The following is a 24,345-nucleotide window of genomic DNA, read 5'->3' as shown; positions in this document are numbered from 1 at the left end:
GGGGGAGGCCTCGCGGCCTCCCCCTTTTTCGCGTTTAAGGGCGTAAAGGACTCAATTACACCAGACGATCTTGTTGTTTTTGGTATTGAGCCTTTATTTAAAGAAAATAAATCGAATAACAAGGGCAACTGCTATGGCCACAATGATCAAAAGCAGGATTGTCAGTCGATGCTGCTTGCGTCGTTTACTTGACGAAACGAAGATTGATTTTCCCTGTTTTGGCGTTTCGAGATAGCGAGCCGAATGCGTCAAGGTTTGCCTTGGTCGAGGACCTCTATGTTGATTGGCGGCGGATGCTTTCAGTGGCTCCTCACTAGCTGCGCTGTTTTTAGATAATGGTGCGTCTTTCAGATATACAGGGTCTCCCGAGGCCACGCCCATATGTTTACGTCCCGTTTGGGCATCCTCGAGTGTTTGATATCGATTTCTCGTCACATACTCGGGCTCAGGATCATTAATGGGCTCTTGCGAGATGTGGGGGCGATGGAACCGTAGCGGCTGCGTGGAAGTATCTTCCCCCTGCGTCGGCATAAACATTTTGTTCTGGTTTTGGTCGTCCATGATGCCCTTTAGCTCGTTACCAACAACGTGTACGCGCTCATTGTAAGCCCCTTGCTATTTGCAGCTGCGAACATACTTGTTATTTAGGCTCTGGTTCAAAGAACCTTAACCTTATTAAAACCTGAGTCACACACACTTAGATATGCTTATAGTACTGGACTCAAAAAACTTTATAGTCGATGTATATATGAGCATCGGGTGGGCATATATAAGAGCGTCAAAAGAAGTCCCTGCCACCTGGAAGATGGCTCGGCAGTCCCTAAAAGGAGTGGTAGTCATGGCAAGCATGGTTCCTTATCGTTCGGTCTTTGGTGTTCGTCCCTCTGCTAGCTCGTTGTTTGACCTCTTTGATGACATGACCGATCTGGCAAACAACTCGATCGCCTCTAAGGCGTTCCCCGTCGATGTTGAGGACAAGGGCGACGGGTACGAGGTCAAGGCCTATTTAACCGGCGTCGCTAAGGATGACATCGATGTTGAGCTCAATGAGGGTCGCCTGTCCATCAGCGTGAACGTCGAGGAGAGCGCCGAAAACGAGGGTAAGAACTTCCTCCAGAAGGAGTTCGGCTCGTACAGTGCGACGCGCGGCGTGTATCTGAAGGACGCTTCGAGCGAGGGCCTTTCGGCTAAGTATGCTGACGGCATCCTGACCGTTACGGTTCCCAAGATTGTCGAGAAGAAGAACGTCACGAAGATCTCTATCGACTAACGATGGCTCTGCTTCAATCGAGAGTATGAGTTAAGGGGGCTGGGAAGTGATTCCCAGCCCCCTTTTGTTGTCTTGAGGGGCTATTGAATGGTTGTCGGTTGATACTGGCTTGCAGGGCGTATCGAGAGCTTCCGTGGCCCTTGAAGACGGGTGGCAGAACTGCCGAGTTCATCATCGAGACTTGCATCAAGCGCGTTGGCATAGCTTTTGACGGTAAGGCTTGGACGATTATTGTCCTGGCTGATATGCATGGCGATGAGCTGTTCGGTGCGATCGGTAACAAGTTCGCGCGCGGCTTCGGCGGCCTGGTTGTTGGAGAGGTGCCCCTTTGTGGACAGGATGCGCTCCTGAAGAAAGCGGGGGTACGCTCCTTCGCGCAACATAGTTACATCGTGGTTACTTTCGAGCGCGAGAACTCGACAGTCTTTGAGGATGCCTATGGCCTTGCTCGATAACTCTCCGGTGTCGGTGGCAAACCCAATGGAATCATCGAGAGCATTAAATCGATAGCCGACAGGATTGATGACATCGTGCGATGTTGAGTAGGTTTGCACGTGGATGCCGGCAATGGGGAGCGTGTCGCCGGGGTCAAATTCCTCTACGGGCAGGTGCGCGAGGTTTTCTTTGCATGAAAGGGTGTCCCCGCTGGCAAAGAGGGGACCATGCCAGTGCTTGCACCATACATCGAGCCCCTTGATATGGTCACCATGCTCATGGGTGATTACAAGAGAGGCGACGTCGTCTGCCGAGAGGCCAAGCTCCGCCATGCGTTTAAGTGTCTCGCGGCGGGACAGGCCGTTGTCGATCATGATGAGCCCCTGAGGCCCCTCGACGAGTGCGCAGTTGCCTTTTGAGCCGCTGCCGAGGATATGAAGGTGCAGGCGAGACATAAGATTCCAAAGGATACAATGAGTGCGGACGAATAGAGGAGGAAGCGAATGCCAACGGTATCTCAGCACTATGGACATCATGCCGCGCCGAGGACGGATAAGAGCGCCCTGGCAACGCGGCGGGCCGCTGCCCCCGTAGTGCTCATGGTATCAGGCGGTGCGGACTCGACGGCGCTGCTCCTTATGGCTTGCACATCAAAGCTGGATATCCAGGACGGGCGCGGCGTCGCTCCCATTGCGCGCGAGCGATTGCACGTGCTGCATGTAAACCATCATCTGCGCGGGGAGGCATCCGATGGCGACGAGGCCTTCGTGCGTGAGCTCTGCGCGCAATATGGTCTACCGCTGTGTGTTGAGCATGCCTATTTTGATGATGAATCGGGCAATATCGAGGCGGCTGCCCGCGAGGTGCGCTATGCCGCGGCGCGAAGGTATGTTCGCGAGCTCTGCGCCCAGACGGGGGCACCGCGAACGGCGGCTCGTATCTGCACCGCGCACACGTCTTCGGATCGCGCGGAAACGTTTTTGATGAACGCGATTAAGGGTTCGGGGCCCGCTGGTCTATCGAGCATACCTCGCCGGAGGAATATCGTGGTGCGTCCCTTGCTCGACCTGACTCATGATGAGCTCGTAGGCTATCTGCAGGTGCATGGTCAACCGTGGCGTGAAGATGAAAGCAACGAGGACGTTTCGTACTTGCGCAACTATGTGCGCCATCGGGTGATGCCGGTGGTGGCGCAGCGCAACGCGAGCGTCTGTAAGACGATTGGCGCCGCCTGCGAGATCTTAGGCGATGAGGATGCCTTTCTTTCCCAGCTTTCCGCACAGGCGTTCCGAAGCTGCCTGCGTAAGGAGGCGGCGGGTGCACTGGTCCTTGACGCTCGTCGACTGGCCGCGGCTGAGGTGGTAATCGCGCGGCGCATCGTGAGACTGGCGATTAAACGCATCGATCCGGACGCTCGTCCAGAGATGCGACATGTGGAGCGAGTCCTTTCCTGCGTTGCCGAGGGCGCCGGCTCGGTCACGCTTCCGGCGGGGATTGACGCACGCATTGAGTTTGGCATGCTGGCGTTTAAGGCGCCGGTGGCTCGCGAGGGCCTGGTCGCGGACTGGGTTACCGTACCCGGTCGTTTGCCGTTGGGCGGGGGACGTGTGCTGGTCGCAGAGCCGATGGCCGTTGAACCGGGATGCGATATCGTGCGCCGCGCCCGTGAGCTTGCGGCTGCCGGGGAAGTGACAGCTTTGGTAGACGCGGCTGCCCTGGGTTTTGCCGACAGCGATAGTGAGCGGATCCTGGCGGGCTCGCGTGGCGAGATCCCTGCCGAGGCGCGATTGGCGCGCCTGTGGGTGGACGGTCCCGCACCGGGAGATGTGATGTGCCCGTTGGGGATGAACGGCCGAAGCAAGAAAGTGTCAGACCTGCTGAACGAGGCTCGTATTCCCGTTTCTGAGCGCGCAGGCGTTCCTGTGGTGAGAACGGCTCCGGGAGGTGCCGTGGTATGGGTCGCCGGAGTTCGCGCGGACGAGCGTTTTAAGTGCACGGCCGCAACGCGCGTGGCATATCTGCTCCGCGTGGTCGATGCGGAATAGCGTCCCACGCCAGCTATTCTGTGCGACGTTGACGGTATTCCCGCGCTGATGGCGTACGGGCTGGAAAATATACCCCGTGCGCTGCTAGAATGTGAAGTTCGCGTCCATACGGCGGTGTGTGGGCGATAAGCACAAGAAAGGGTTGTCATGGCTTCTCAACATCCGGATATCGAGAAGGTTCTGTTTACGCAGGAGGATATCGACGGTATCGTCTCTCGCCTAGGCGAGCAGATTACTCGCGACTACGCGGGTAAGGATCTGGTGCTGATTGCGGTCCTGCGCGGCGCCGTGGTCTTTATGGGCGACCTGATGCGCAAGATCGAGCTGCCGACCAACATCGATTTCATGGCCGTTTCGAGCTATGGCGACGGTGTGAAGTCCTCGGGCATCGTGCGTATCATTAAGGACCTGGATATCGACATCCGCGGTCGCGACGTGCTGATCGTCGAGGACATTCTGGACTCGGGCCTGACGCTCAAGTATCTGATGAAGAACCTCGAGAGCCGCAAGCCCGCTTCGCTGGAGGTTGCCGCCTTCCTGTGGAAGGACGTTGAGGACCGTACCTCGGCCGTCACGCCCAAGTATGTTGGAACCCATTGCCCCGATGCCTTTGTGGTGGGCTACGGCCTCGACTATGCCGAGCGCTATCGTAACCTTCCGTATCTGGGCATTTTGAAACCGGAGGTTTATTCGTAAGATGCCCGACGACCGTAACGATAACAATTCCCAGACTCCCCGGGAGCCTAAGATCCCGGGGATGCCCGGAGGCAAGAAGCCCACGCGTACGGGCTGGCTGTATTTTATTTTGGCTTGCGCGCTTCTGGGCTACGCCTTCTTTAACATGGGCTCCGGCTTTGCCAATTCCAGCAATACCGTAAAGCTCGCGACGAGCGAGATGGTTAACGCCATTAAGCAGGATCGCGTCGAAGATTTGACCTATACGGTTCAAGACGGAAGCGTGGCGGGTCATTACTGGAAGACGAAAAAGGACAAGGGTGACACGAGCGAGCTCAAGAGCTTCTCCTCGACCTATGTCGGCTCCGATTCGCTTGCCGAGCTTATGGCGGAGCACCCCGATACCAAGTACATCGTCAACACCAATGACCCCGATTTTTGGGGCGACTTGGCGATGAGCGTGCTTCCGACGATCGCCCTGATCGCCATCATGTTCTACTTTATGCGCCAGATGATGGGCGCCAACAACAGGAACATGCAGTTTGGCAAGACCAACGCCAAGACCAACGAGGCAACGCGCCCCAAGGTCAAGTTTGAGGATGTTGCCGGTGTGGACGAGGCAGTCGAGGAGCTCGAGGAGATTCGCGACTTTTTGAGCGATCCGGACCGCTATCGCAAGCTGGGCGCCAAGATTCCGCGCGGCGTGTTGCTGGTTGGCCCTCCGGGTACCGGTAAAACCCTGCTGGCCAAGGCCGTCGCCGGCGAGGCGGGTGTGCCGTTCTTTAGCATCTCGGGTTCCGACTTTGTCGAGATGTTCGTGGGTGTCGGCGCCAGCCGCGTGCGCGACCTTTTTAAGGAGGCCAAGTCTCAGGCTCCGTCAATCATCTTTATTGACGAGATCGATGCCGTGGGACGTCAGCGCGGAGCTGGCTTGGGCGGCGGCCACGACGAGCGCGAGCAAACGCTCAACCAGCTGCTGGTCGAGATGGACGGTTTTGAGGAAAGCGAGTCGGTCATCCTGATCGCCGCGACCAACCGTCCTGACATCCTGGATCCGGCATTGCTGCGTCCCGGTCGTTTTGACCGTCAGGTTACGGTCGACCGTCCGGATGTGAAGGGCCGCGAGCAGATCTTGCGCGTGCATGCCGAGAACAAGCCGATGGACGAGGACGTGAAGTTTGAGAAGCTCGCCCAGATGACCGTTGGCTTTACTGGTGCCGATTTGGCGAACCTGCTCAACGAGTCTGCGCTGCTGGCCGCTCGCCGTCATCGTTCCGTGATCTCGATGGACGAGGTCGAGGAGTCGATGGAGCGCGTGATTGCCGGACCGCAACGCAAGGGTCGCGTGATGACCGAAGCCGAGCGCACCACGATTGCCTACCACGAGAGCGGCCACGCTTTGGTGGGCCACATCCTGGAGCACTCCGATCCGGTTCATAAGATCTCGATCGTCAGCCGCGGTCAGGCCCTGGGCTACACACTGCAGCTTCCGCAGGAGGATCACTTCCTCAAGACCAAGAACGAGATGCTCGACGAGCTCGCCGTGTTCTTGGGCGGTCGCGTTGCCGAGGAGCTCATGTGCGATGACATCACGTCGGGCGCGAGCAACGACCTGGAGCGCGCGACCAAGATGGCGCGCGAGATGGTCACGCGCCTGGGTATGAGCGAGGAGCTGGGCACTCAGGTCTTTGGCGAGGCGCAGCATCAGGTATTCCTGGGCCGCGACTATGCCGATCATCAGGATTACTCCGAGGAGACGGCGCGCCGCATTGATATCGAGGTTCAGCGCATCATGCGCGAGGCCCATCGTCGTGCTGTTGAGATCTTGGATGCCCGTCGCGATCAGCTCGATCTGATGGCGAAGGTGCTGCTTGAGCGCGAGACTGTCGAGGGCGATGCCGTGAATGCCCTGCTCGCTAACGAGTGGGACGCCTATCTTGAGCGCGAGGGCGATATCCTGGCGGCCAAGGAGGAGCGCAATGCCAAGGCGGCCGGCATGCCGACCAAGAAGCGCGCGCCTCGTATGAGCGAGGAGGAGCTGGCGGCTGATGCCGCGGCCTTTGCGCAGGCGGCCATGCAGGAGGATGCCGAAGCCGCATCCGATGATGCCGGAGATGACCATGCCGTCGTCGATGCCGACACCGACACCGAAGCCGACAAATAGTCTTTGTGGCGAAAGCCTCCGCGGGGAAACCTGCGGAGGCTTTTTGCATCTGTTGATTGGGGACAGACTTAAATTGAGCGTTTTCACGCATTTAAGTCTGTCCCCAATCAACATTGCTGCGGCACTTTGCTCAACTAAAGCGTACAATACCGCCTATGCGAAAGGGGAACAGATGATTAACGAAACTATGTATGCTCGCGGTGCGGAAAGCTCCATCATCCGCGAGATCTTTAGCTATGGTCTTGAGCGCAAGGCACAGATCGGTGCGGAAAACGTATTCGATTTTTCGCTGGGCAACCCGAGTGTTCCGGCGCCAGCTGCCGTGGCTGAGTCCATTAAGAAGGCCTTGGAACTGCCGAGCGACCAGCTGCATGGATACACGCCTGCACCGGGTCTGCCGCAGTGCCGTACCGCCGTGGCCGAATCGCTCAACCGCCGCTTTGGCACGAGCTATGAGGGCAAGGATGTCTTTATGACGGTGGGTGCGGCGGCTTCGCTCACCTGTACGCTCAACGCGATTACCAATCCGGGCGACGAGGTCATCGTTATCGCTCCGTACTTCCCGGAGTATCGTGTGTGGATTGAGAAGGCCGGCTGTACGTGTGTCGAGGCGCTCGCCGATGAAGATACGTTCCAGCTGAGCGTGGACAATGTGCTCAAGGCGATTACCGATAAGACGACTGCCGTCATCATCGACTCGCCCAACAATCCGACTGGTGCCGTATATACACGCGACACGCTGACGCGACTGGCCAATGTTCTGCGCGAGGCCAACGCTCAGCGCGATCCCGAGAATCCGATTATGCTCATCTCGGATGAGCCGTACCGCGAAATCGTGTACGGTGCCGAGGTGCCTTGGGTGCCCTCGATTTACGAGCACGCCGTCGTGTGCTATTCGTACTCCAAGTCGCTGTCGCTGCCGGGCGAGCGCGTGGGCTGGATTTTGGTTCCCAACACCAACCCGCAGGCGGCGCGTCTGATGCCGGCTGTTGCGGGTGCCGCCCGTACGCTGGGCTTTGTGTGCGCACCGGCGCTCTTCCAGCGTGTGATCATCGACTGTATCGATGAGCCGAGTGATGTCGAGGCCTATGCGCGCAACCGCACGGCGCTCACCGACGCACTAGCGGAGTACGGCTACACCTATGTCGAGCCGGAAGGCGCGTTCTACCTGTGGGTGAAAGCGCTGGAGCCCGATGCGAATGCGTTCTGCGCGCGCGCGAAGAAGTACGAACTGCTCGCGGTTCCCTCGGACAGCTTTGGCATGCCGGGCTGGTTCCGCTTGGGATACTGCGTGAGCTACGAGACCATCGTCAATTCATTGCCTGCCTGGAAGCAACTGGCCGACGAATATCTTCGAAAGTAAAGCGCTCTGCTTACAATGTTTTACGTGAAACGGGGTTTGGTGTTAAGCCGGACCCCGTTGTCATGGACGTTGTGTCTTTGGGATGGAGTGGTTTTACGACTATCGAAGGCTATGCGTACAATGAATATAAGCGACGGCCGTGCCAGATAAGGAGACCTGATGCCCTACCTGCTTTCTTGTGACATTCATACCCATACGATGTTCTCTGCGCATGCATATTCGACCATTGAGGAGAATGTGTACTGGGCGGCAGAGCGTGGCCTGCAGGTACTCGGATCTGCCGACCATTTGAGCTCCATGGTTACGGCTTGCCCCAATGACCTGCGCAGTTACCAGTTCTTTATCAACCAGGATATCTGGCCGCGCATTTGGAGCGGCGTGCTGGTGCTGCGTGGTGCCGAGGCCGATATCGTTTCGCTGGACGGAAGCCTGTTTGGCGAGGACACTCCTGTCACGCTCGATATTGCCGGCGATTCGTATAGTCGTGAGCATTCACTGTTCGATTTGGTTACGCGTAATTTGGATTATTTGGTTGCAAGCGTGCATAATCCGCAGATTGCTGAGGGCGCGACGCTGGCCCAGGCGACCGAGATGTATATCAACGCCTTGGAACACCCCAAGGTGTTCATGCTGGGCCACACGGGTCGCTCGGGCGTGCCGTTCGATATCGATGAGGTGCTGCTGGCGGCCAAGGCCAAGCACAAGATAATCGAGATCAACAACCATAGTCTTGAGCATGGTACCGATGCCGAGCATTGGGGCGCTTGTCGCAAGATTGCCGAGCGCTGCGCCGAACTGGGCGTGGGGATTGGCGTCTCGACCGACGCGCACATTGGTATGGCAATTGGCAAGCTCGACCAGGCGCGCAAGATGCTCGATGAGATTCACTTCCCGCTGGATCTGATCGTGACGCGCGACCGCGAGACGCTGCTGCGCGAGATGGCGGCAGCCGGCGTGTGTGACCTGCGCAAGAGCATGTAACGGGCTCATATATCCAACGAAAGGGGGCGGTCCAGACGGGCCGCCCTTTTCTTATGCCTGTAGGGTTTGGGATATGGTCAGAAATCTGCCAAGGCGGCTTAGCGGCGCTCGAGGACCGCGACGGTCTCGGTGTGGTCGGTATGGGGGAACATGTCGACTGGCGTGATCTTGAGCAGGCGATAGCCTCCGTCGAGGAGCTGGAGCAGGTCGCGCTCTTGGGTCACGGGGTTGCAGCTGATATAGGTGATGCGGCGCGGCTTGAGCGCGCAGGCGGCCTCGAGGAACTCTGGTGTGGAGCCGGCGCGTGGCGGGTCGATGGAGAGAACGTCAACGCGCTCGTTGTTATCGGCGGCGTCCAGGATGTAGTCGGTGGCATCGTCGGCCATAAACCAGGCGCTGCGGGTAAGGCCGTTGAGCTCGGCATTGCGACGTGCGTCGGCAATGCCCGCCGGGTTGCGCTCCACGCCGAGCAGCATAATGCCGACGCCCCTGTCCTGGGCATCCTTCGCGGCGCACAGACCGATGGTGCCGCTGCCGCAGTAGGCATCCATAAGCACATCGCCCTGGCGCAGGTCCATGCCGTCAATCGCGAGCTGATAGAGCAGCTCGGTCTGCTGCGGATTGGTCTGATAGAACGCGGTAGGGGAGATATCGAATTCGCAACCGAGCAGCTGGTCGCGCATGCACTCGGCGCCATAGACGATACGAGTCTCCTCACCCAAGATGGCGTTACCGGGACGGCCGTTGATATTTTGGGCAACGGTGACGATATGCGGATCGAGTGCCGCGACGGCCTCAAAGAACTCCTGTGCATGCGGTAAGTCACGCTGGGCGGTCACGAGCGTAACCATGACCTGGTCGGTACGCCAACCGCAGCGGACGACGGCATAGCGAAGCAAACCAAGATGCTTGTCCTCATTAAAGGCGGGAATATGCAGCCGCTCAGCTTCGCGCGCGATGCCGTTGAGAATCTGACGGGCACCTGGCGCCTCGACAGGACACTCGGGTACGGCAACGATCTTGTGCGTGCCACGCTCAAAGAAACCGCAACGGACAGCGCCCTCCTTACCGGGAGCAAAGGGAGTGGCAGCCTTATGACGAAAGCCACGCGGCGCAGGATACTTACCCGGGTCGCCCAGGGTAACACCCATACCGCGAATGGGATCAACGGCAATACCCTCGCGCTCGCAGAGCTCAGCAAACAGCTCTTCCATAGCAGCCTGCTTGGCCGCCAGCTGCTTCTTATAAGGACGATTGATCGCCGTGCATCCACCACAAGCCCGCATGATGGAACAAGGCGACTTGGGATCCACGGCCTTTCGCGCAGGCGAAACCGAATCTTTATGTGGGCGCTTGGTGCGAGTCTGAGATGCCTTGTCCTCGCTCCGACGAGAGCCGGGACGCTTGGCCTTAGTCTTGCCCTTCGCATCCTGAGACGACTTGGATTTCTTAAAAGATTTTTTCTCCTCCGACCCTTCAGTCGCTTCGATCAAAGCACGACGAGCCCTACGCTCCGCACGAGATTCTGCCATGAATTAACCCCACTATTAAAGAAAAAGAAAAGTCCGAAGCAATTGTACCGTGCATTCAACGTGCCCGTTTGGAGAGGAGGCTATTTAAGGTTCCGGGCGCCACTCAGCCGGGTGCTCCAACCTAGTGCTCCATGCGTGCTTTCCGTCTTGCGCAGGACTGTAGAGCAGGAAACTTAATTATGCGCCGCTCCCCGTCCGTGCCTGGCAAATCCTCCCTTGTACTCTATCAAGGTAAAGTGTATGATGCTGAACGTTACATGATTCACTTTACCTAACTAAAGTGCCATCAAGGGGGAATACCATGAATACCGATATGTCTCGTCGTCAGTTTGTTGGTCTAGCCGGCTCGTTTGCCACGGTGCTTGGCCTTGGTCTTGTCGGTTGTGGCGGCGGTGCCGGCAAGGGCTCTGCTGCCGGCTCTGCTGCGGCCAAGGATACGAAGGGTGCCGCGGAGTCCAAGAAGCTCGTCGTGGGCTTTGACAAGTCCTATCCTCCGTATGGCTTTGTGGGCGACGATGGCGAGTACACCGGCTTTGACCTCGACCTTGCCAAGGCCGTTGCCGATAAGCAAGGCTGGGAGGTCAAATACGAGGCTATCGACTGGGATGCCAAGGACACGCTGCTCAACTCGGGTGCCATCAACTGCATCTGGAACGGCTTTACCATGGAGGGCCGCGAGGACGACTACACGTTCTCCGAGTCTTACATGCTCAACGAGCAGGTGCTCGTGGTCAAGAAGGACGCGGGTATCAAGAGCTGGGACGATCTTGCCGGCAAGACCGTGATTACCCAGACTGATTCCGCCGCACAGGACGTGCTCGAGGGCGACCAGAAGGATCTGGCCGCGACGTTTGCCACGCTCGATACCATCGGTGAGTACAACACGGCGTTTATGCAGCTCGAGAGTGGTGCAGTCGATGCCGTTGCCTGTGACCTCTCGATCGCTCAGTATCAGCTTGCCGCCAAGCCCGATGCCTATACGCAGCTCGACAAGCCGTTGTCCAGCGAGCACTACGCCGTTGGCTTTAAGAAGGGCGACACCAAGTCGGCCGATGCCGTGACCGAGTCGCTCAAGGCGCTCTATGAGGACGGCACGGTCAAGGACCTGTGCGATAAGTACGCAAGCTATGGTCTGTCCTTCGACAACTGGGTTCTCAAATAGCGGCTTTCCCAGGCACCCGATTTTGCCGTTCAAACCGTCGCTTGCGTACATTTAGTACGCGGCGCTCCTCTTTCACGGCAAACTCGGGCACCTGGAAAACCCGCTTTAGCATTGGGTTCGCTGTTCCGTTACTGTGAAAGAGAGCTTGGGTTGTCTATTCAGGTCATGATGCAGATGCTTGGCCAGGGATTCTTGGTCAGTTTGCAGCTGTTTGTGCTGACGCTGCTGGGGTCGATTCCGCTGGGAATCCCCGTGGCGTTTATGCGCATGAGCAAAATTGCGCCGCTTCGCTGGATTGCGCGCATCTACATTTCGGTCATGCGCGGTACGCCGCTCATGTTGCAGATGTTTGCCATCTACTTTGCCCCGTACTACGTGTTTGGCATTTCGCTCACGCCCGATTCCAAGTGGACGGCGTGCGTCGTGGCGTTCATCATCAACTACGCCGGTTACTTTGCCGAGATCTATCGCTCGGGCCTGCAGTCCATTCCGCGCGGTCAATACGAAGCTGCCGAGGTGCTGGGCTACTCGCGCATGCAGACGTTTCTGTATATCGTGATGCCGCAGGTCGCCAAGCGCATTTTGCCGGCGATGGGCAACGAGATCATCACACTGGTCAAGGACACGTCGCTGGCGTTCGCCATCGGCGTGGGCGAGATGTTCTCGACGGCCAAGGCGCTGGTCGCCTCGCAGGTGAGCATGGTACCGTTTGCAATTGCGGCGCTGATCTACTGGGTCTTTAACTTTGTGGTCGAGATGCTGCTGGGCGCCGCCGAAAAGAAGCTGGACTATTACCATGACTAACTCAGTGATGAAGATCGAAAACGCGCGCAAGGCGTTTGGCGGCAATGAGGTGCTCAAGGATATCTCGCTCGAGATAAAGCGCGGCGAGGTCGTGGCGATTATCGGGCCTTCAGGCGGCGGTAAGTCCACGCTGCTGCGCTGTGCCACGCTGCTCGAGACGCTCGATGGTGGCTCGCTCTCGTTTGGCGGCCTTGCCGTCGCGACGGACGCGGGTTCGGGCGCGGTGTACGCAAAGGGCGATGTACCTAAACAGGCGCGCTCGCGGTTTGGTCTGGTGTTTCAGAACTACAATCTGTTCCCGCACTATACCGTGATGAAAAACATCACCGACGCTCCGATCCGCGTGCTCAAGCGCCCGCGCGAGCAGGCCGAAGCACGTGCGCGTGAACTGATCGCGCAGATGGGGCTTACGGGCAACGAGAACAAGGTGCCCTGCGAGCTTTCGGGCGGTCAGCAACAGCGTGTGAGTATCGCCCGCGCCTTGGCGCTCGACCCGGAGATCTTGTTCTTTGACGAGCCGACCTCGGCGCTCGATCCCGAGCTAACGGCCGAGGTGCTGCGCGTCATTAAGGACCTCGCTGCGCAGAATATGACGATGGTGATCGTGACCCATGCGATGCAGTTTGCGCGCGATGTTGCCGACCGCGTGGTCTTTATGGACGGCGGTCGTATTGTCGAGGAGGGACCTGCCGAGCAGGTCATCGACCATCCGCGCGAGCAGCGCACGCGTGAGTTCTTGAGCCGCATCGAGGGATAGGCTCAGGTATTTACTCAACTATTAATTGAGGCGAAGCCGCCGCAGGTCTTACGGTCTGTGGCGGCTTTTTGTTTGCGTCGACGGGGTTCAATAATCGACTCACAAGCTTGTCTCTTCCTCTCGCCGCCTGTATTCATACGTGCGCCGAAAGGTATGCATGGACAGCCGCCCGTGAGGGTAGGGTGGTGGCATAGGACATTTGGAGGGTGAGTCGGCTCGGCTGCCGACCATGCTGCTCCTGGGACGGCACCGACCGCGAACCCTCCCCGTTGGCGTCGCGCATTGCGCGCGGCCCTGCAAGGAGGTCATCATGGGTGCTCCCAAGACCGGTAACGTAAGGAACGTGGTGCTCGTAGGCCAAGGCGGGGTGGGCAAGACTTCACTCGCCGAGGCCATGCTCCACCTTTCCGGCAAGACCGCCCGCCTGGGCGGCCACGACGGCACCAAGCCCACGCTCGACTATGACCCCGAAGAGGTCAAGCGTGCATTTTCCATCTCGACGACCATTGCGCCGATCGACTGGAAGGGCGCGCGCATCAACGTGCTCGATGCCCCGTGCTATCCCGATTTTATCGGCGACGCCTATGCCGCGATGAGCGTCTGCGAGACGGCTCTGTTTGTGGTCGACGCCGAGGCCGGCCCGCAGCCGACGACGGTTAAGCTTTGGTACGCCGCCGAGGACTTGCGCCTGGCGCGTGCGGTATTCGTAAACCGCCTGTCGCGTCCCGAGGCCAGCTTTGCGTCCACTATGGAACTGCTGCAGGAGCGCTTTGGTACACGCTTGGGTGCCGTGACCCTGGGCTGGGGCGAGGGCGAGGACTTTGACGGCATCATCGACCTGGTGCGCATGAAGGCGCGCCATTGCAACGGCGCCGAAGCCGTTGAGTCGGAGATCCCCGAGGAGTATCGTGCCCAGGCCGAGGAGGCCCATGACCATCTGTGCGAGTTGGTGGCCGAGGCCGACGATGAGCTGATGATGAAATACCTGGAAGGCGAGGAGACGCTGACGCAGGAAGAGCTCGAGGGCCTGCTGTCGAAGGCGATTGCCGAGCGCATTTTTGTGCCGGTCTTTGCGGGCGATTGCATTAAGGAGCAGGGCGTCAACTCGCTGATGGACGACATCGCCACGTACTTCCCGGCGCCGACCGACTACGGCGAGATGCCGCTCATCGACGGCGACTCGCTCAAGATCTCGAGTGACGATGACCGTCCGGTGGCGTTTGTGTTTAAGACGCTGGCCGACCCGCAGCAGGGTCGCATCAGCTTTATCAAGGTGCTGACGGGTACGCTTGAGCCGGGCCTTGAGCTGATCAATGCGCGCACGCGCAAGGGCGAGCGTCTGGCTCACCTGTATGTGATGTGCGGTCGTGACATGACCGAGGTCGGCCACGCCTATGCCGGCGATATCATCGTGGCGCCCAAGTTGGCGGCAGAGACGGGTGACACGCTCTCCATTACCGGTAAGGTCGAGGCGGCGGCGTTTAAGTTCCCCAACTCGCAGTACCGCATTGCCATCGAGGCCGAGAACCGCGGCGACGAAGAGAAGCTCTACACGTTTATCGAGAAGGCGTGCAAGGCCGATCCGACCATGAGCATCGATCGTGACGAGGAGACGGGCCAGACTATCATCTCCGCCGTGGGTGAGGCACAGGTTTCGGTGCTGCTCAACCGTTTGGAGGATCGCACCAAGGTCGTGGCCAAAAGCGTGCCGATCCGCATTCCGTATCGCGAGACCATCCGCCGCACGGCGAGTGCCCAGGGCCGCCACAAGAAGCAGACTGGCGGTGCCGGTCAGTATGGCGACTGCTGGCTGCGCGTTGAGCCGCTCATTGGGCCCGACGGCACGAGCGATGGCTATGAGTTTGTGGACGAGGTCGTAGGTGGCCGTATTCCGCGCTCGCTGATCCCCGCCGTGGACAAGGGTGTCCAGGAGACTATGAAGGACGGCATCATTGCCGGCTACCCGCTCACGGGCATTCGCGTTGCTGTGTACGACGGCTCGTATCACAGCGTCGACTCCAACGAGATGGCGTTCCGCGCGGCGGCTCGCATCGGCCTGCGAAAGGCATGCGCCGATGCCGATCCGGTGGTACTGGAGCCCATCGAGGAAATCACGGTGACTATCCCCGAGAGCTACGCCGGCGCCGTGATGGGCGACATCTCGGCCTCGCGCGGTCGCGTGACAGGCATGGAGACCGACGAGCGCGGCGATACCGTGGTCATTGCCCAGGCGCCGCTGGCCGAGCTGACGGATTACTCGACGCGTCTGCGCTCTATCACGCGCGGCACGGGCGACTTTACCATGGAGCCCGCAGGCTATGAGCAGGTGCCTTATGACGTTCAGGCCAAACTGGTCGAGCGCTATGAGGAGGGCCGCGCTAAGTAGCGTGTGGTTTTGCCTGCGCCACGCATGTCGATGTACGGGCCGCTCTGGGTAATCCGGAGCGGCCTTATTTGATCCCTTGGGGACGGAGGAAAACGGATCATTTTTTGGGTTACGGGCGGCGCGGTCGGCACTAGTCTCCGGATGCCTGGTTGCGGCCGGTGGCGTAGTCGATCTGCACATGCGGCTGCAAGTTGTAGCAGTACACGTGAAAGCACAGCATTTTGCCGTGGTCCTCGACCGATTGTGCCTCGAGGCGGACGCCGCGGCAGACGAGTTCCTCTTCGTTGTACATGGGGGTGACGCGGTAGAGCACGTGGTTGCCCGTGTCGCGGACGTAGTCGAGGATCTGCTCTTCAAACGGCAGCATGCCCGTCTCGTTGAGATAGCGCGTGCCGGTGAGGAGATTCTTGCGGTTGGCGTTTTCGCCGCAGAGTGACCAGGCGATGAGGTGGCAGCGGTTGTAGAGGCTCTGGCCTGGAATAAAGTCGTAGCGCTGCTGGTGCCAACCGGCAGGATGGATACGCGAGATATCGCCGCGCTTGCCCTGACCGAGCGATTCGGGGCCCACGCAGGCGAGCGCCTTGCGAGTGCGGCCCAGGCTGTCGAGCTTGGAGAATTTCTTAAAGCAGCCCTCTTCGGTGGCACGATCGTATTCATCGAGTGTGAATGACGGCGTGCCGAGCGGGTGCGTGCTGTCGGCGCGAAGGGCAACGTAGGGGTTGCCGGCGTAGTCGGGAATGCTGCTGAGATAAACACCGCGGGCGCGGTTGAGGTCGGGGTTTTCCACCTCGTCGATGGGGGCGGCGGCGCTGTCTGTGGAAGCGTCGTCGGTGTCGCTTGCGGCGGAATCGGGGCCATCGCCAGAGTCTTGGCTATTTTGAGAGTCCTCGGAGCTCGCTGTTCCCGATTCGAGCCGGGCAACCAGGTCCGCCTCGTCGTCGGTGCGGCTGGGACTCTCGTTTTGCTTCTCGGCCAGAGCCGCCGCCTGCTCATCACTTTGCGGCGACAGCAACTTGGGCGCCCCATCGAGCGATCCCGTAAACAGCGCAAACCCCAGCACCACGGCGGTGCCGATGGAAAGTGCTTGCTTGTAGGCGGACTTGCGCGACATTGAGGCTCCTGGATGGACGGTTGGGAATCTACCAGTCTAGCAGGAGCCGGCAGAGGCCGTTCTGTCGAACAAATACTTAAGATTTGGGACAAACGCTACTGGTTCATTTGCTTCATATTTGACGTATGGCTAGATCGAGGTGGAGTCGAGCCAGTTGAGCTTGCACTCGAGAATGCGCTGCTCGCCGGGTTGGCTGCTGCCATCAAGCAAGGCGAGCAGCATCTCGGCCGCCTCCCTGCCTTCCTGGTCGACGGGCTCGATGATCGTGGAGACGGTCGGCGTGGTGAGGTTGGTCCAGTCTTCGCAGTTGAGTCCCAAAAGACCTATTTGCTGCGGAAGTAGATGGGCCATGGGTTGGAGGGCCTTGTAGACACGGGGAAGCGCCCATTGGTTTTGTACGAAGATGAGCGTGCGCTTGGCGGGGTTGAACTTGTATTTAAAGTATTCGGTAAGCTCGTTGATTGACGGCTTGTTGTGATCGATGGGGATGGCTTTGTAGAGCTGCCCATTCGCGGCCAATGCCTCGGCATATCCCTGAAAACGTTCCATGCGAGTGCGCATTTCGGTCATGTTGGCGGCGATGGAAAAGAAGTCTTCGTAGCCGGCGTCGAGAAGCGCCTGCGTGGCATTGTACACGCCGTCGTAGAGGTTGGTTTTGATCCAGCTGGTGCCTGGGCTGTAGATGGCCGCGTCAAAAAAGACGACGGGCTTGCCGGCGCGCTTGATGCGGTCGTGGACTGCCTTGAAATTTGCCGTGGGCTGGATGATAAAACCATCGACGCCCAGTGAGAGCATTTTGTCGACATACATGAGCTCGGTCTCGGGGTTAAAGTTGCTCGTGCAAACGACCGTCTGGTGGCCCGCGGGGAGCATGACCTGCTCCATGCCGTTGAGGACGAGGCCCGCCCATTTGTTGGTGTTATCCAAGATGATGATGGCGATGACGTGGGTCTGCTTGCCGGTGAGCGTTTGCGCTTGGGCGTTGGGAACGTATCCGAGTTCCTTGATGACGCGCGCAATCTTTGCCTGCGTCTTCTCGCTAAGCTTTTCTCGTTTGTCGTTGAGGTAATACGAGACGCTTGCCGTCGAGGTTCCCGCCTCTCGAGCGACGTCTGCGATCGTAACGCGCTGTTTTGCCACAGCGACTCCTTCCGACAGATGAGCATTTTCCAACATGATGACTTTGAGTCTTGGTGAGGGATGCGCTTTGGTGAGCGACTTTTTCCTTTCATATGAGTATGCAACAAATGCGGTATATGGGTGGGGTCGAAATTTGTGACCGGCATGCGCATCTGCCGTCTACCGAGAAAATCAAATACTTCTTGACTTTTGAAATCGAGGGTAAAATCGCAGGATTCATTTTTGGTTAAACGCATAACTAAATAGCGTAACCAACGCTCTGACCTGCGCGTTTACCGAAATAAACTGGCATTAAGAAAAACGAGCACCTATATTGGTCTTGTCGAAAAGACAGCAAGTCCAAACGGCAGGGGATGCTCCGGAGGCCTCCGCAAACGGTGTCTTGCGCACGCAACTCTATGAAAAGAGGGAAGCAATGAAGATCGTAGGCGTTGCCGCCTGTACCGTGGGTATCGCCCACACGTATATGGCCCAGAAGGCGATTCAGGATGAATGCGCCGCTCGTGGCATCGAGTGCAAAGTCGAGGCTCAGGGTGGTCTGGGTATCGAGAATGAGCTCACGCAGGAAGACGTTGATTCCGCCGACCTGGTGCTCGAGTCCGTCGACGTGGGTGTCGAGAACGAGGACCGTTTTGAGCAGAAGATGGCCGAGGGCAAGTTCCTCAAGGTCGGCACCTCGGATGTAATCGCCGATCCGGTAAAGATTATCGACCAGGCTGTCGAGATCATCAAGGCGACGGGCGGTGCCGTTGACGCGTCCAAGGCCGAGGCCAAGGCAGAGAAGAAGGCCGTCTCCGCTGCCCCGCAGGCCCCGACACCGGCGTCCAAGCAGTCCATCTTTGCCGACCCTGGCAAGACGCTGCTCAATGCATTCAATACCGGCGTTTCCTATTTTATCCCCATCGTCGTTATCGGTGGCGTGTTCCTCGCCTTCTCGTTGGCATCCGGTACTGCCGGTGCTAGCGGCATGGAGGTCACCAACCCGTTGATGGTGAGCCTTAACACTATCGGCATGGCCGGCATCTCTATGATGATTCCGGTGCTTGCGGCATACATCGCCTACTCGATGGCCGGTAAGCCCGCACTTGCCCCCGGCTTCGTCCTGGGCTACTTGGTTAACAACGCCGTCGTCACCCCGAGCGGCAACAGCGTTTCGACCGGCTTCTTGGGCGCCATGATCATGGCTGTCATCTGCGGTTACTTTGTCCGCTGGATGAAGACCTGGAAGGTCAACAACACCATCCAGACCATCATGCCCATTCTGATCATCCCGATTCTGACCTCGCTCGTCCTGGGCATGGCTTACATCTACATCCTGGCCACGCCGCTTGGCTTTGTGATGGATTGGCTCACCAGCGTGCTCGGCAGCCTGCAGGGCGGCTCCGCCGTCGTCCTGGGCCTGGTCATTGGCGTTATGACCGCTTTCGATATGGGTGGCCCCATCAACAAGACCGCTTCGACCTTTACCATGGCCATCATGGCCTCCGGCATCTACGGCCCCAACGGTATGTTCCGCGTCGCCGTCGCCATTCCCCCGATTGCTTGCGGCCTCGCTGCGCTCATCGCCAAGAACAAGTTCGATGACGCTGACCGTCAGATGGGCATCTCTGCGCTGTTCATGGGCTGCATCGGTATTACCGAGGGCGCTATTCCCTTCGCGGTCAAGGATCTTGGCCACACCCTGCCCGGCATTTGCATCGGCTCTGCCGTGGGCGCGGCGCTTGCCGCCTTCCAGGGCATCGACTGCTATGTTCCGCATGGTGGCTTTATTGTCGCCCTGGCCACCAACAACGTCGCGCTGTTCTGCCTGGACATCGTGATTGGCTCCTTGGTCGCCGCTGCAATCCTGATTGCCATGAAGCCCACGCTCGATAAGCAGGCCAAGTAAACCTTTAAGGACTCCGGTTGTGCGGAGGGATGGATTTGACTCCGCACAACCGCCCCTACACAACAAAATCCATCCGCACTGATAGGGCCCACATCTGGGTCCCAGGGAACTTTTGTCAAAAATCCTCTGGAGAAGGAGAACAAAATGTCCAACCTCACCATCCGCCAGGCCGTTCAGGGCATGCTCAAGCTGCAGGACAGCGGCGATCACGCAACCATGGTCGGCATTGGCCCCATGAGCCCCAACCTGATTCAGGCCGTGTTCGAGCTTGCCAAGGACGAGGATTTCCCGCCCATGTTTATCGCTAGCCGCAACCAGGTCGATATGGACGAGATGGGCGCCGGCTACGTCAACGGTTGGGACCAGACGCGCTTTGCCGCCGACATTAAGAAGGTTGCCGACGAGGTGGGCTATACCGGTCCGTACTACCTGTGCCGCGATCACGGCGGTCCGTGGCAGCGCGACGAGGAGCGTAACGCCCACCTGCCCGAGGACGAGGCCATGGAGCTCGCCCGCAAGTCCTTTGTCGCCGACATGGAGGCAGGCTTTGACCTGCTGATGGTCGACCCCACCAAGGACCCCTATCAGATCGGCAAGGTTATTCCGCTCGACGTGGTGCTTCGCCGCACGATCGATCTTATCGACTATCTTGAGCAGTACCGTCGCGAGCATAACCTGCCCGAGGTTGCCTATGAGGTCGGTACCGAGGAGACCAATGGCGGCCTGACCTCCACCGACAAGTACGAGGAGTTCATTTCTCAGCTGCAGCCCGAGCTCGAGAAGCGCGGCTGCCCCATGCCCACCTTTATCGTCGGCCAGACCGGTACGCTCACCCGTTGGACCGAGCAGGTCGGTCATTACAACTTTAAGAATGCCCGCGAGCTCGCCGACATGGCCAAGCGCTACGGCGTGGGCCTGAAGGAGCACAACGCCGACTACCTGGACGACGCGACGCTGCTCGAGCACATCCCGGCACACGTGACCGCTTCCAATGTCGCCCCTCAGTACGGCACCGAGGAGACCCGCGCTTACCTCAAGCTCTGCGCTACCGAGCAGATTCTGGTCGACAACGGCCTGTGCGACGATCCCTCCGATCTGTATCACACGCTGCTGGTCAAGGCCATCAAGACCGAGCGCTGGCGCAAGTGGATGACCGGCGACGATGTCAACCTGCAGGTTGACGACATTCTGGCCGACGACGAGCTCAGCCTGAAGATTCTGGATGTCTCCGGCCACTACGCGTTCAACGATCCTGAGGTCAAGGAGCAGGTCGAGAAGCTCTATCGCAACCTCGCTGCCCAGGACATTGACGGCAAGCGCTTTGTGATCGAGCACATCAAGCGCCCGATCAAGCAGTACGTCGTCGGTCTTAACCTCAAGGGCGTTACGAGCCGCATCGAGAAGGCTCTCTAAGTAGCTTTTCCTACACGACGCCGGGCCTGGGGCATGTCCCAGCTGCAGGCCCGGCACATAGGACAAAGGGACATCCCCTTTGTCCTATTTTTTGAGTTTTGGATTCCTTAGAAGGAGTTTGCACCATGAAGTTCTTTATCGATACCGCCAACCTTGACGAGATCGCCGAGGCCAAGAGCTGGGGCTGCCTTGCCGGCGTCACCACCAACCCGTCCCTGTACGCCAAGACCGGCGGCAAGCTCGCCGACTTTGAGCCCCATATGCTCAAGATTGCCGAGCTCTGCGAGGGCCTGCCCGTGTCTGCTGAGTCCACCGCGACCACTGCCGAGGGCATGATCGAGGAGGGCAAGCGTCTTGCCGCCCTGGCTCCCAACATCGTGGTCAAGCTTCCCGTGTGCGAGGCCGGCCTCGCCGCCTGCCGCGCCCTGGCCGATGCGGGCGTGCGCGTCAACATGACGCTTGTTTTCTCGCCGACGCAGGCCCTCATGGCCGCCAACGCCGGTGCCCGCTACATCAGCCCGTTTGTCGGCCGCTTTGACGACATCGCCGAGGACGGCATCTCGCAGCTCGACAATGTCGTGACATGCATCAAGAACTATGACTGGACCGGCAAGAACGTCGACGACACCGTCGAGATCATCACCGCTTCGGTCCGCACGCCCAACCACGTGACCCAGGCGGCTCTTCTTGGTGCCGACATCGCGACCGTGCCCATGGCCGCTCTCAAGAAGTGCCTGCATCACCCGCTGACCGACCAGGGCCTCGCCTCTTTTGAGGCTGACTGGCAGAAGGTCGTCGCTCAGGCTTAACGACCGGGTTGCCCTCGGCATCGCGCCATCCGGTGCCGGGGTTGTTCTCAAGAGAGGAATTCGTATGACCAACCAGGAGCTGGCGAAGGTCGCCAATGAGGTCAGGAAGGGTGTCGTGACTGCGGTTCACGCGGCCAAGTCGGGACATCCGGGTGGATCGCTCGGTGCAGCCGACATCATGACGTATCTGTACTTTGAGGAAATGAATATCGATCCTGCCGACCCTCACAAGGCCGATCGCGACCGCTTTGTGCTCTCCAAGGGTCACGCGGCGCCGGGCCTGTATTCGGTGTTGGCAAATCGCGGCTATTTTCCCGTCGAAGAGCTCGAGACGCTCCGCCATATTGGCAGCCGACTGCAGGGCCATCCCAACATGAACGATACCCCAGGCATCGATATGTCCACCGGCTCGCTCGGTCAGGGCATCTCTGCTGCAGTTGGAATGGCGCTTGCCGCTAAGCACTGGGGCGACAGCTACCGTGTCTACACGTTGCTGGGCGACGGTGAGTGCGAGGAAGGCCAGGTGTGGGAGGCGGCTATGTTTGCCGGCAACCATGCGCTCGACAATCTTGTTGCCGTCGTCGACCATAACGGCTTGCAGATTGACGGCACGATCGATGAAGTCAACTCGGCCATGCCGCTTGCCGACAAGTTCCGCGCCTTTAAGTGGCATGTGATAGAGCTAGCCGATGGCAACGACATGGCGCAGATTGAGGCGGCTTTCGCCGAAGCTCGCGAGGTGACCGGCGCGCCCGTCGCTATCATCGCCGAGACGGTGAAGGGCAAAGGCGTCTCCTTTATGGAGAACCAGGTTGGCTGGCATGGCAAGGCGCCCAATGACGAGCAGTTTGAGCAGGCCATGGCCGAGCTCGCGGCAGCAGGAGAGGAACTCTAATGGCAGAGGTCAAAAAAGTCGCCACGCGCGTAAGCTACGGCGAGGCACTCGTCGAGCTGGGCAATGAGCACGATGACTTTGTAGTGCTCGATGCCGACCTGGCTGCCGCTACGCAGACGGGTAAGTTTAAGACTGCCCATCCTGAGCGCTTTTACGATGCCGGCATCGCCGAGAGCAACCTGATGGGTCTTGCCGCCGGCATCGCGACCACGGGCCGCGTTGCTTTTGCGAGCACCTTTGCGATGTTTGCCGCCGGTCGCGCCTACGAGCAGGTCCGCAATTCCATTGGCTACCCGCACCTCAACGTCAAGATTGGCGCCACCCATGCCGGCATTTCGGTGGGCGAGGACGGCGCCACGCACCAGTGCTGCGAGGATATCGCACTCATGCGTACGATTCCGGGTATGACGGTGGTCGTTCCCGCCGACGATGTCGAGGCCCGCGCCTGTGTGCGCGCCGCCTATGAGTTTGAGGGGCCGGTCTACATACGCTTCGGCCGCCTGGCAACACCGGTCATCAACGATCACGAGGGCTACGAGTTCAAGATCGGCCGCGGTGTTGTTGTGCGGGAGGGCTCTGATGTCACGATCGTCGCGTGCGGTCTCATGGTCGCTGGGGCACTCGCTGCTGCCGAGGCGCTCGCTGCCGACGGCATCGATGCTGAGGTCATCAACATGCATACGATCAAACCGCTCGATGAGCGTTTGGTGGTTGCCAGCGCCAAGAAGACCGGTCGCGTGGTCACCGCCGAGGAGCATTCGATTATCGGTGGTCTTGGCGAGGCCGTTGCCTCGGTGCTCGCGGAGCAGCATCCAGTGCCGATGCGTCGCGTCGGCGTGCGCGATGTGTACGGCGAGTCCGGCCCTGCGGTCGATTTGCTGCATAAGTACGGTTTGGACGCCGACGGCATCGAAGCTGCGGTCAGGTCCGTGTTGTAAGGAAGGCTTTCCATGGGGTTTGTATCTGCCAACCAAGTGACGATTGGCTACGCCGCCGCCTCGCGCGAGGACGCGCTGCATTATCTGTCCGAGCAGGCTGTTGAGCTTGGTTTTGCCGATGACGCGTCTGCTGTAGAGGCGGCTTTTATTGCTCGCGAAAACGAGGCCGAGACTGGCCTCGTCGCCGGTTTTGCCGTTCCGCATGCCAAGAGCGATGCGATCCATACGCCGGGCGTGGCCGTGCTCAAGCTGTCCGAGCCTGTTGAGTGGCCGAGCTTTGATGGCGTGCCCGTCGATGTGGCGCTCGCGCTGTACGTGCCCGCCGGCGAAGCGGGAACCACGCACCTGCGTCTGCTCTCCAAGGCTGCCGTGATGCTGATGGATGCTGGCTTCCGTGACAGGGTGCGCGAAAGCACCGATCCTGTCGAGATTGCCGAGCTCATCAACGCCGGGCTCGAGGGCTAGAACGGGCTCTCCGTTCCATTAATCGATCCTTCTCCAAGGAAAAGGGCCGCGACGCTATAGGCGTCGCGGCCCTGTCTGCGTTTCCCCAGATAAAACCTGCCAAAATAAACCT

The 24,345-nt window shown here is 59.2% G+C and carries 21 protein-coding genes; 16 read left to right on the top strand and 5 right to left on the bottom strand.

Annotated features, from left to right (window positions below):
* Window positions 1-93: 93 nt before the first annotated feature.
* Entirely contained in the window at window positions 94-561 is a 468-nt protein-coding gene (locus tag DW850_RS10125) for a hypothetical protein (protein WP_147349594.1), read from the bottom strand.
* A 277-nt stretch (window positions 562-838) separates the two neighbouring features.
* On the opposite strand from DW850_RS10125, the gene DW850_RS05840 reads away from it, so the two are divergent.
* The gene (locus DW850_RS05840) at window positions 839-1,270 is read left to right on the top strand and encodes an Hsp20/alpha crystallin family protein (RefSeq protein WP_117779449.1); all 432 of its coding nucleotides are present in this window, start codon (window positions 839-841) and stop codon (window positions 1,268-1,270) included.
* Window positions 1,271-1,350: 80 nt separating this feature from the next.
* Here DW850_RS05840 and DW850_RS05835 read toward each other — a convergent pair whose 3' ends face one another.
* On the bottom strand, window positions 1,351-2,160 hold the full coding sequence (locus DW850_RS05835) for an MBL fold metallo-hydrolase (RefSeq protein ID WP_117786516.1): 810 nt from the start codon (window positions 2,158-2,160) through the stop codon (window positions 1,351-1,353).
* A 48-nt stretch (window positions 2,161-2,208) separates the two neighbouring features.
* On the opposite strand from DW850_RS05835, the gene tilS reads away from it, so the two are divergent.
* The 5 genes from tilS (at window position 2,209) to DW850_RS05810 (ending at window position 8,933) form a co-directional block, all read left to right on the top strand.
* The gene (tilS, locus tag DW850_RS05830; protein WP_199575602.1) at window positions 2,209-3,750 is read left to right on the top strand and encodes a tRNA lysidine(34) synthetase TilS; all 1,542 of its coding nucleotides are present in this window, start codon (window positions 2,209-2,211) and stop codon (window positions 3,748-3,750) included.
* 147 nt (window positions 3,751-3,897) lie between these two features.
* Window positions 3,898-4,446 carry a hypoxanthine phosphoribosyltransferase gene (gene hpt, locus DW850_RS05825; RefSeq protein ID WP_055251779.1) on the top strand — a complete coding sequence of 183 codons (549 nt, stop codon included), beginning with the start codon at window positions 3,898-3,900 and terminating at the stop codon, window positions 4,444-4,446.
* A 61-nt stretch (window positions 4,447-4,507) separates the two neighbouring features.
* Window positions 4,508-6,589 (top strand): ATP-dependent zinc metalloprotease FtsH, encoded by a 2,082-nt coding sequence (gene ftsH / locus DW850_RS05820; RefSeq protein ID WP_233540628.1) that lies wholly within the window; start codon window positions 4,508-4,510, stop codon window positions 6,587-6,589.
* Window positions 6,590-6,761: 172 nt separating this feature from the next.
* Window positions 6,762-7,952 (top strand): pyridoxal phosphate-dependent aminotransferase, encoded by a 1,191-nt coding sequence (locus DW850_RS05815; protein WP_117786514.1) that lies wholly within the window; start codon window positions 6,762-6,764, stop codon window positions 7,950-7,952.
* 159 nt (window positions 7,953-8,111) lie between these two features.
* Window positions 8,112-8,933, top strand: a complete 822-nt coding sequence (locus tag DW850_RS05810; RefSeq protein WP_117786513.1) for a phosphatase — start codon at window positions 8,112-8,114, stop codon at window positions 8,931-8,933.
* A 98-nt stretch (window positions 8,934-9,031) separates the two neighbouring features.
* Here DW850_RS05810 and rlmD read toward each other — a convergent pair whose 3' ends face one another.
* Window positions 9,032-10,465: a 23S rRNA (uracil(1939)-C(5))-methyltransferase RlmD gene (gene rlmD, locus DW850_RS05805; protein WP_117786512.1), complete on the bottom strand. Its 1,434-nt coding sequence runs from the start codon at window positions 10,463-10,465 to the stop codon at window positions 9,032-9,034.
* Window positions 10,466-10,766: 301 nt separating this feature from the next.
* On the opposite strand from rlmD, the gene DW850_RS05800 reads away from it, so the two are divergent.
* The 4 genes from DW850_RS05800 to DW850_RS05785 all read left to right on the top strand — a co-directional run bounded on the left by DW850_RS05800 (window position 10,767) and on the right by DW850_RS05785 (window position 15,574).
* The gene (locus DW850_RS05800; protein ID WP_117786511.1) at window positions 10,767-11,627 is read left to right on the top strand and encodes a transporter substrate-binding domain-containing protein; all 861 of its coding nucleotides are present in this window, start codon (window positions 10,767-10,769) and stop codon (window positions 11,625-11,627) included.
* 150 nt (window positions 11,628-11,777) lie between these two features.
* Window positions 11,778-12,431 (top strand): amino acid ABC transporter permease, encoded by a 654-nt coding sequence (locus tag DW850_RS05795; RefSeq protein WP_117806870.1) that lies wholly within the window; start codon window positions 11,778-11,780, stop codon window positions 12,429-12,431.
* Window positions 12,424-13,188 (top strand): amino acid ABC transporter ATP-binding protein, encoded by a 765-nt coding sequence (locus DW850_RS05790; RefSeq protein ID WP_117786510.1) that lies wholly within the window; start codon window positions 12,424-12,426, stop codon window positions 13,186-13,188. Before DW850_RS05795 ends, DW850_RS05790 begins: the two co-directional genes overlap by 8 nt.
* 310 nt (window positions 13,189-13,498) lie before the next feature.
* Window positions 13,499-15,574, top strand: a complete 2,076-nt coding sequence (locus DW850_RS05785; RefSeq protein ID WP_117786509.1) for a translation factor GTPase family protein — start codon at window positions 13,499-13,501, stop codon at window positions 15,572-15,574.
* 130 nt (window positions 15,575-15,704) lie between these two features.
* Here the strand turns inward: DW850_RS05785 and DW850_RS05780 are convergent, their stop codons facing one another.
* Both DW850_RS05780 and DW850_RS05775 read right to left on the bottom strand, forming a co-directional pair.
* A complete protein-coding gene (locus tag DW850_RS05780; protein WP_117786508.1) occupies window positions 15,705-16,685 on the bottom strand; it encodes a DNA/RNA non-specific endonuclease in 981 nt (326 codons plus the stop codon).
* A gap of 129 nt (window positions 16,686-16,814) precedes the next feature.
* Window positions 16,815-17,825, bottom strand: coding sequence for a LacI family DNA-binding transcriptional regulator (locus tag DW850_RS05775; RefSeq protein WP_233540627.1), 1,011 nt, complete (start codon window positions 17,823-17,825; stop codon window positions 16,815-16,817).
* 415 nt (window positions 17,826-18,240) lie between these two features.
* Here DW850_RS05775 and DW850_RS05770 point away from each other — a divergent pair, with 415 nt between their 5' ends.
* The 6 genes from DW850_RS05770 to DW850_RS05745 all read left to right on the top strand — a co-directional run bounded on the left by DW850_RS05770 (window position 18,241) and on the right by DW850_RS05745 (window position 24,233).
* A complete protein-coding gene (locus DW850_RS05770) occupies window positions 18,241-19,713 on the top strand; it encodes a PTS fructose transporter subunit IIC (RefSeq protein ID WP_117779441.1) in 1,473 nt (490 codons plus the stop codon).
* A gap of 144 nt (window positions 19,714-19,857) precedes the next feature.
* Entirely contained in the window at window positions 19,858-21,126 is a 1,269-nt protein-coding gene (locus tag DW850_RS05765; protein ID WP_055251764.1) for a class II D-tagatose-bisphosphate aldolase non-catalytic subunit, read from the top strand.
* Between the two features lie 125 nt (window positions 21,127-21,251).
* On the top strand, window positions 21,252-21,935 hold the full coding sequence (gene fsa / locus DW850_RS05760) for a fructose-6-phosphate aldolase (RefSeq protein ID WP_006235616.1): 684 nt from the start codon (window positions 21,252-21,254) through the stop codon (window positions 21,933-21,935).
* 64 nt (window positions 21,936-21,999) lie between these two features.
* Window positions 22,000-22,830 (top strand): transketolase, encoded by an 831-nt coding sequence (locus DW850_RS05755; protein WP_089573497.1) that lies wholly within the window; start codon window positions 22,000-22,002, stop codon window positions 22,828-22,830.
* Window positions 22,830-23,768, top strand: a complete 939-nt coding sequence (locus tag DW850_RS05750) for a transketolase family protein (protein WP_117774121.1) — start codon at window positions 22,830-22,832, stop codon at window positions 23,766-23,768. Before DW850_RS05755 ends, DW850_RS05750 begins: the two co-directional genes overlap by 1 nt.
* 12 nt (window positions 23,769-23,780) lie before the next feature.
* Window positions 23,781-24,233, top strand: coding sequence for a PTS sugar transporter subunit IIA (locus tag DW850_RS05745; protein ID WP_089573499.1), 453 nt, complete (start codon window positions 23,781-23,783; stop codon window positions 24,231-24,233).
* The last annotated feature ends 112 nt before the right edge of the window (window positions 24,234-24,345 follow it).

Source organism: Collinsella sp. AM36-4AA (assembly GCF_003467795.1).
In the GTDB taxonomy this organism is placed as follows: domain Bacteria; phylum Actinomycetota; class Coriobacteriia; order Coriobacteriales; family Coriobacteriaceae; genus Collinsella.
This window is presented reverse-complemented; position numbering and strand designations above follow the sequence as displayed.

Bases quoted from the DNA above. Each gene is read 5' to 3' on its own strand.
- tilS (WP_199575602.1), top strand. From the start codon at position 2,209: ATGCCAACGGTATCTCAGCACTATGGACATCATGCCGCGCCGAGGACG.
- DW850_RS05770 (WP_117779441.1), top strand. From the start codon at position 18,241: ATGAAGATCGTAGGCGTTGCCGCCTGTACCGTGGGTATCGCCCACACG.
- DW850_RS05750 (WP_117774121.1), top strand. From the start codon at position 22,830: ATGGCAGAGGTCAAAAAAGTCGCCACGCGCGTAAGCTACGGCGAGGCA.
- DW850_RS05835 (WP_117786516.1), bottom strand. From the start codon at position 2,160: ATGTCTCGCCTGCACCTTCATATCCTCGGCAGCGGCTCAAAAGGCAAC.
- DW850_RS05800 (WP_117786511.1), top strand. From the start codon at position 10,767: ATGAATACCGATATGTCTCGTCGTCAGTTTGTTGGTCTAGCCGGCTCG.
- fsa (WP_006235616.1), top strand. From the start codon at position 21,252: ATGAAGTTCTTTATCGATACCGCCAACCTTGACGAGATCGCCGAGGCC.
- DW850_RS05815 (WP_117786514.1), top strand. From the start codon at position 6,762: ATGATTAACGAAACTATGTATGCTCGCGGTGCGGAAAGCTCCATCATC.
- ftsH (WP_233540628.1), top strand. From the start codon at position 4,508: ATGCCCGGAGGCAAGAAGCCCACGCGTACGGGCTGGCTGTATTTTATT.
- DW850_RS05765 (WP_055251764.1), top strand. From the start codon at position 19,858: ATGTCCAACCTCACCATCCGCCAGGCCGTTCAGGGCATGCTCAAGCTG.
- DW850_RS05780 (WP_117786508.1), bottom strand. From the start codon at position 16,685: ATGTCGCGCAAGTCCGCCTACAAGCAAGCACTTTCCATCGGCACCGCC.
- DW850_RS05840 (WP_117779449.1), top strand. From the start codon at position 839: ATGGCAAGCATGGTTCCTTATCGTTCGGTCTTTGGTGTTCGTCCCTCT.
- DW850_RS10125 (WP_147349594.1), bottom strand. From the start codon at position 561: ATGGACGACCAAAACCAGAACAAAATGTTTATGCCGACGCAGGGGGAA.
- rlmD (WP_117786512.1), bottom strand. From the start codon at position 10,465: ATGGCAGAATCTCGTGCGGAGCGTAGGGCTCGTCGTGCTTTGATCGAA.
- DW850_RS05790 (WP_117786510.1), top strand. From the start codon at position 12,424: ATGACTAACTCAGTGATGAAGATCGAAAACGCGCGCAAGGCGTTTGGC.
- DW850_RS05810 (WP_117786513.1), top strand. From the start codon at position 8,112: ATGCCCTACCTGCTTTCTTGTGACATTCATACCCATACGATGTTCTCT.
- hpt (WP_055251779.1), top strand. From the start codon at position 3,898: ATGGCTTCTCAACATCCGGATATCGAGAAGGTTCTGTTTACGCAGGAG.
- DW850_RS05755 (WP_089573497.1), top strand. From the start codon at position 22,000: ATGACCAACCAGGAGCTGGCGAAGGTCGCCAATGAGGTCAGGAAGGGT.
- DW850_RS05785 (WP_117786509.1), top strand. From the start codon at position 13,499: ATGGGTGCTCCCAAGACCGGTAACGTAAGGAACGTGGTGCTCGTAGGC.
- DW850_RS05745 (WP_089573499.1), top strand. From the start codon at position 23,781: ATGGGGTTTGTATCTGCCAACCAAGTGACGATTGGCTACGCCGCCGCC.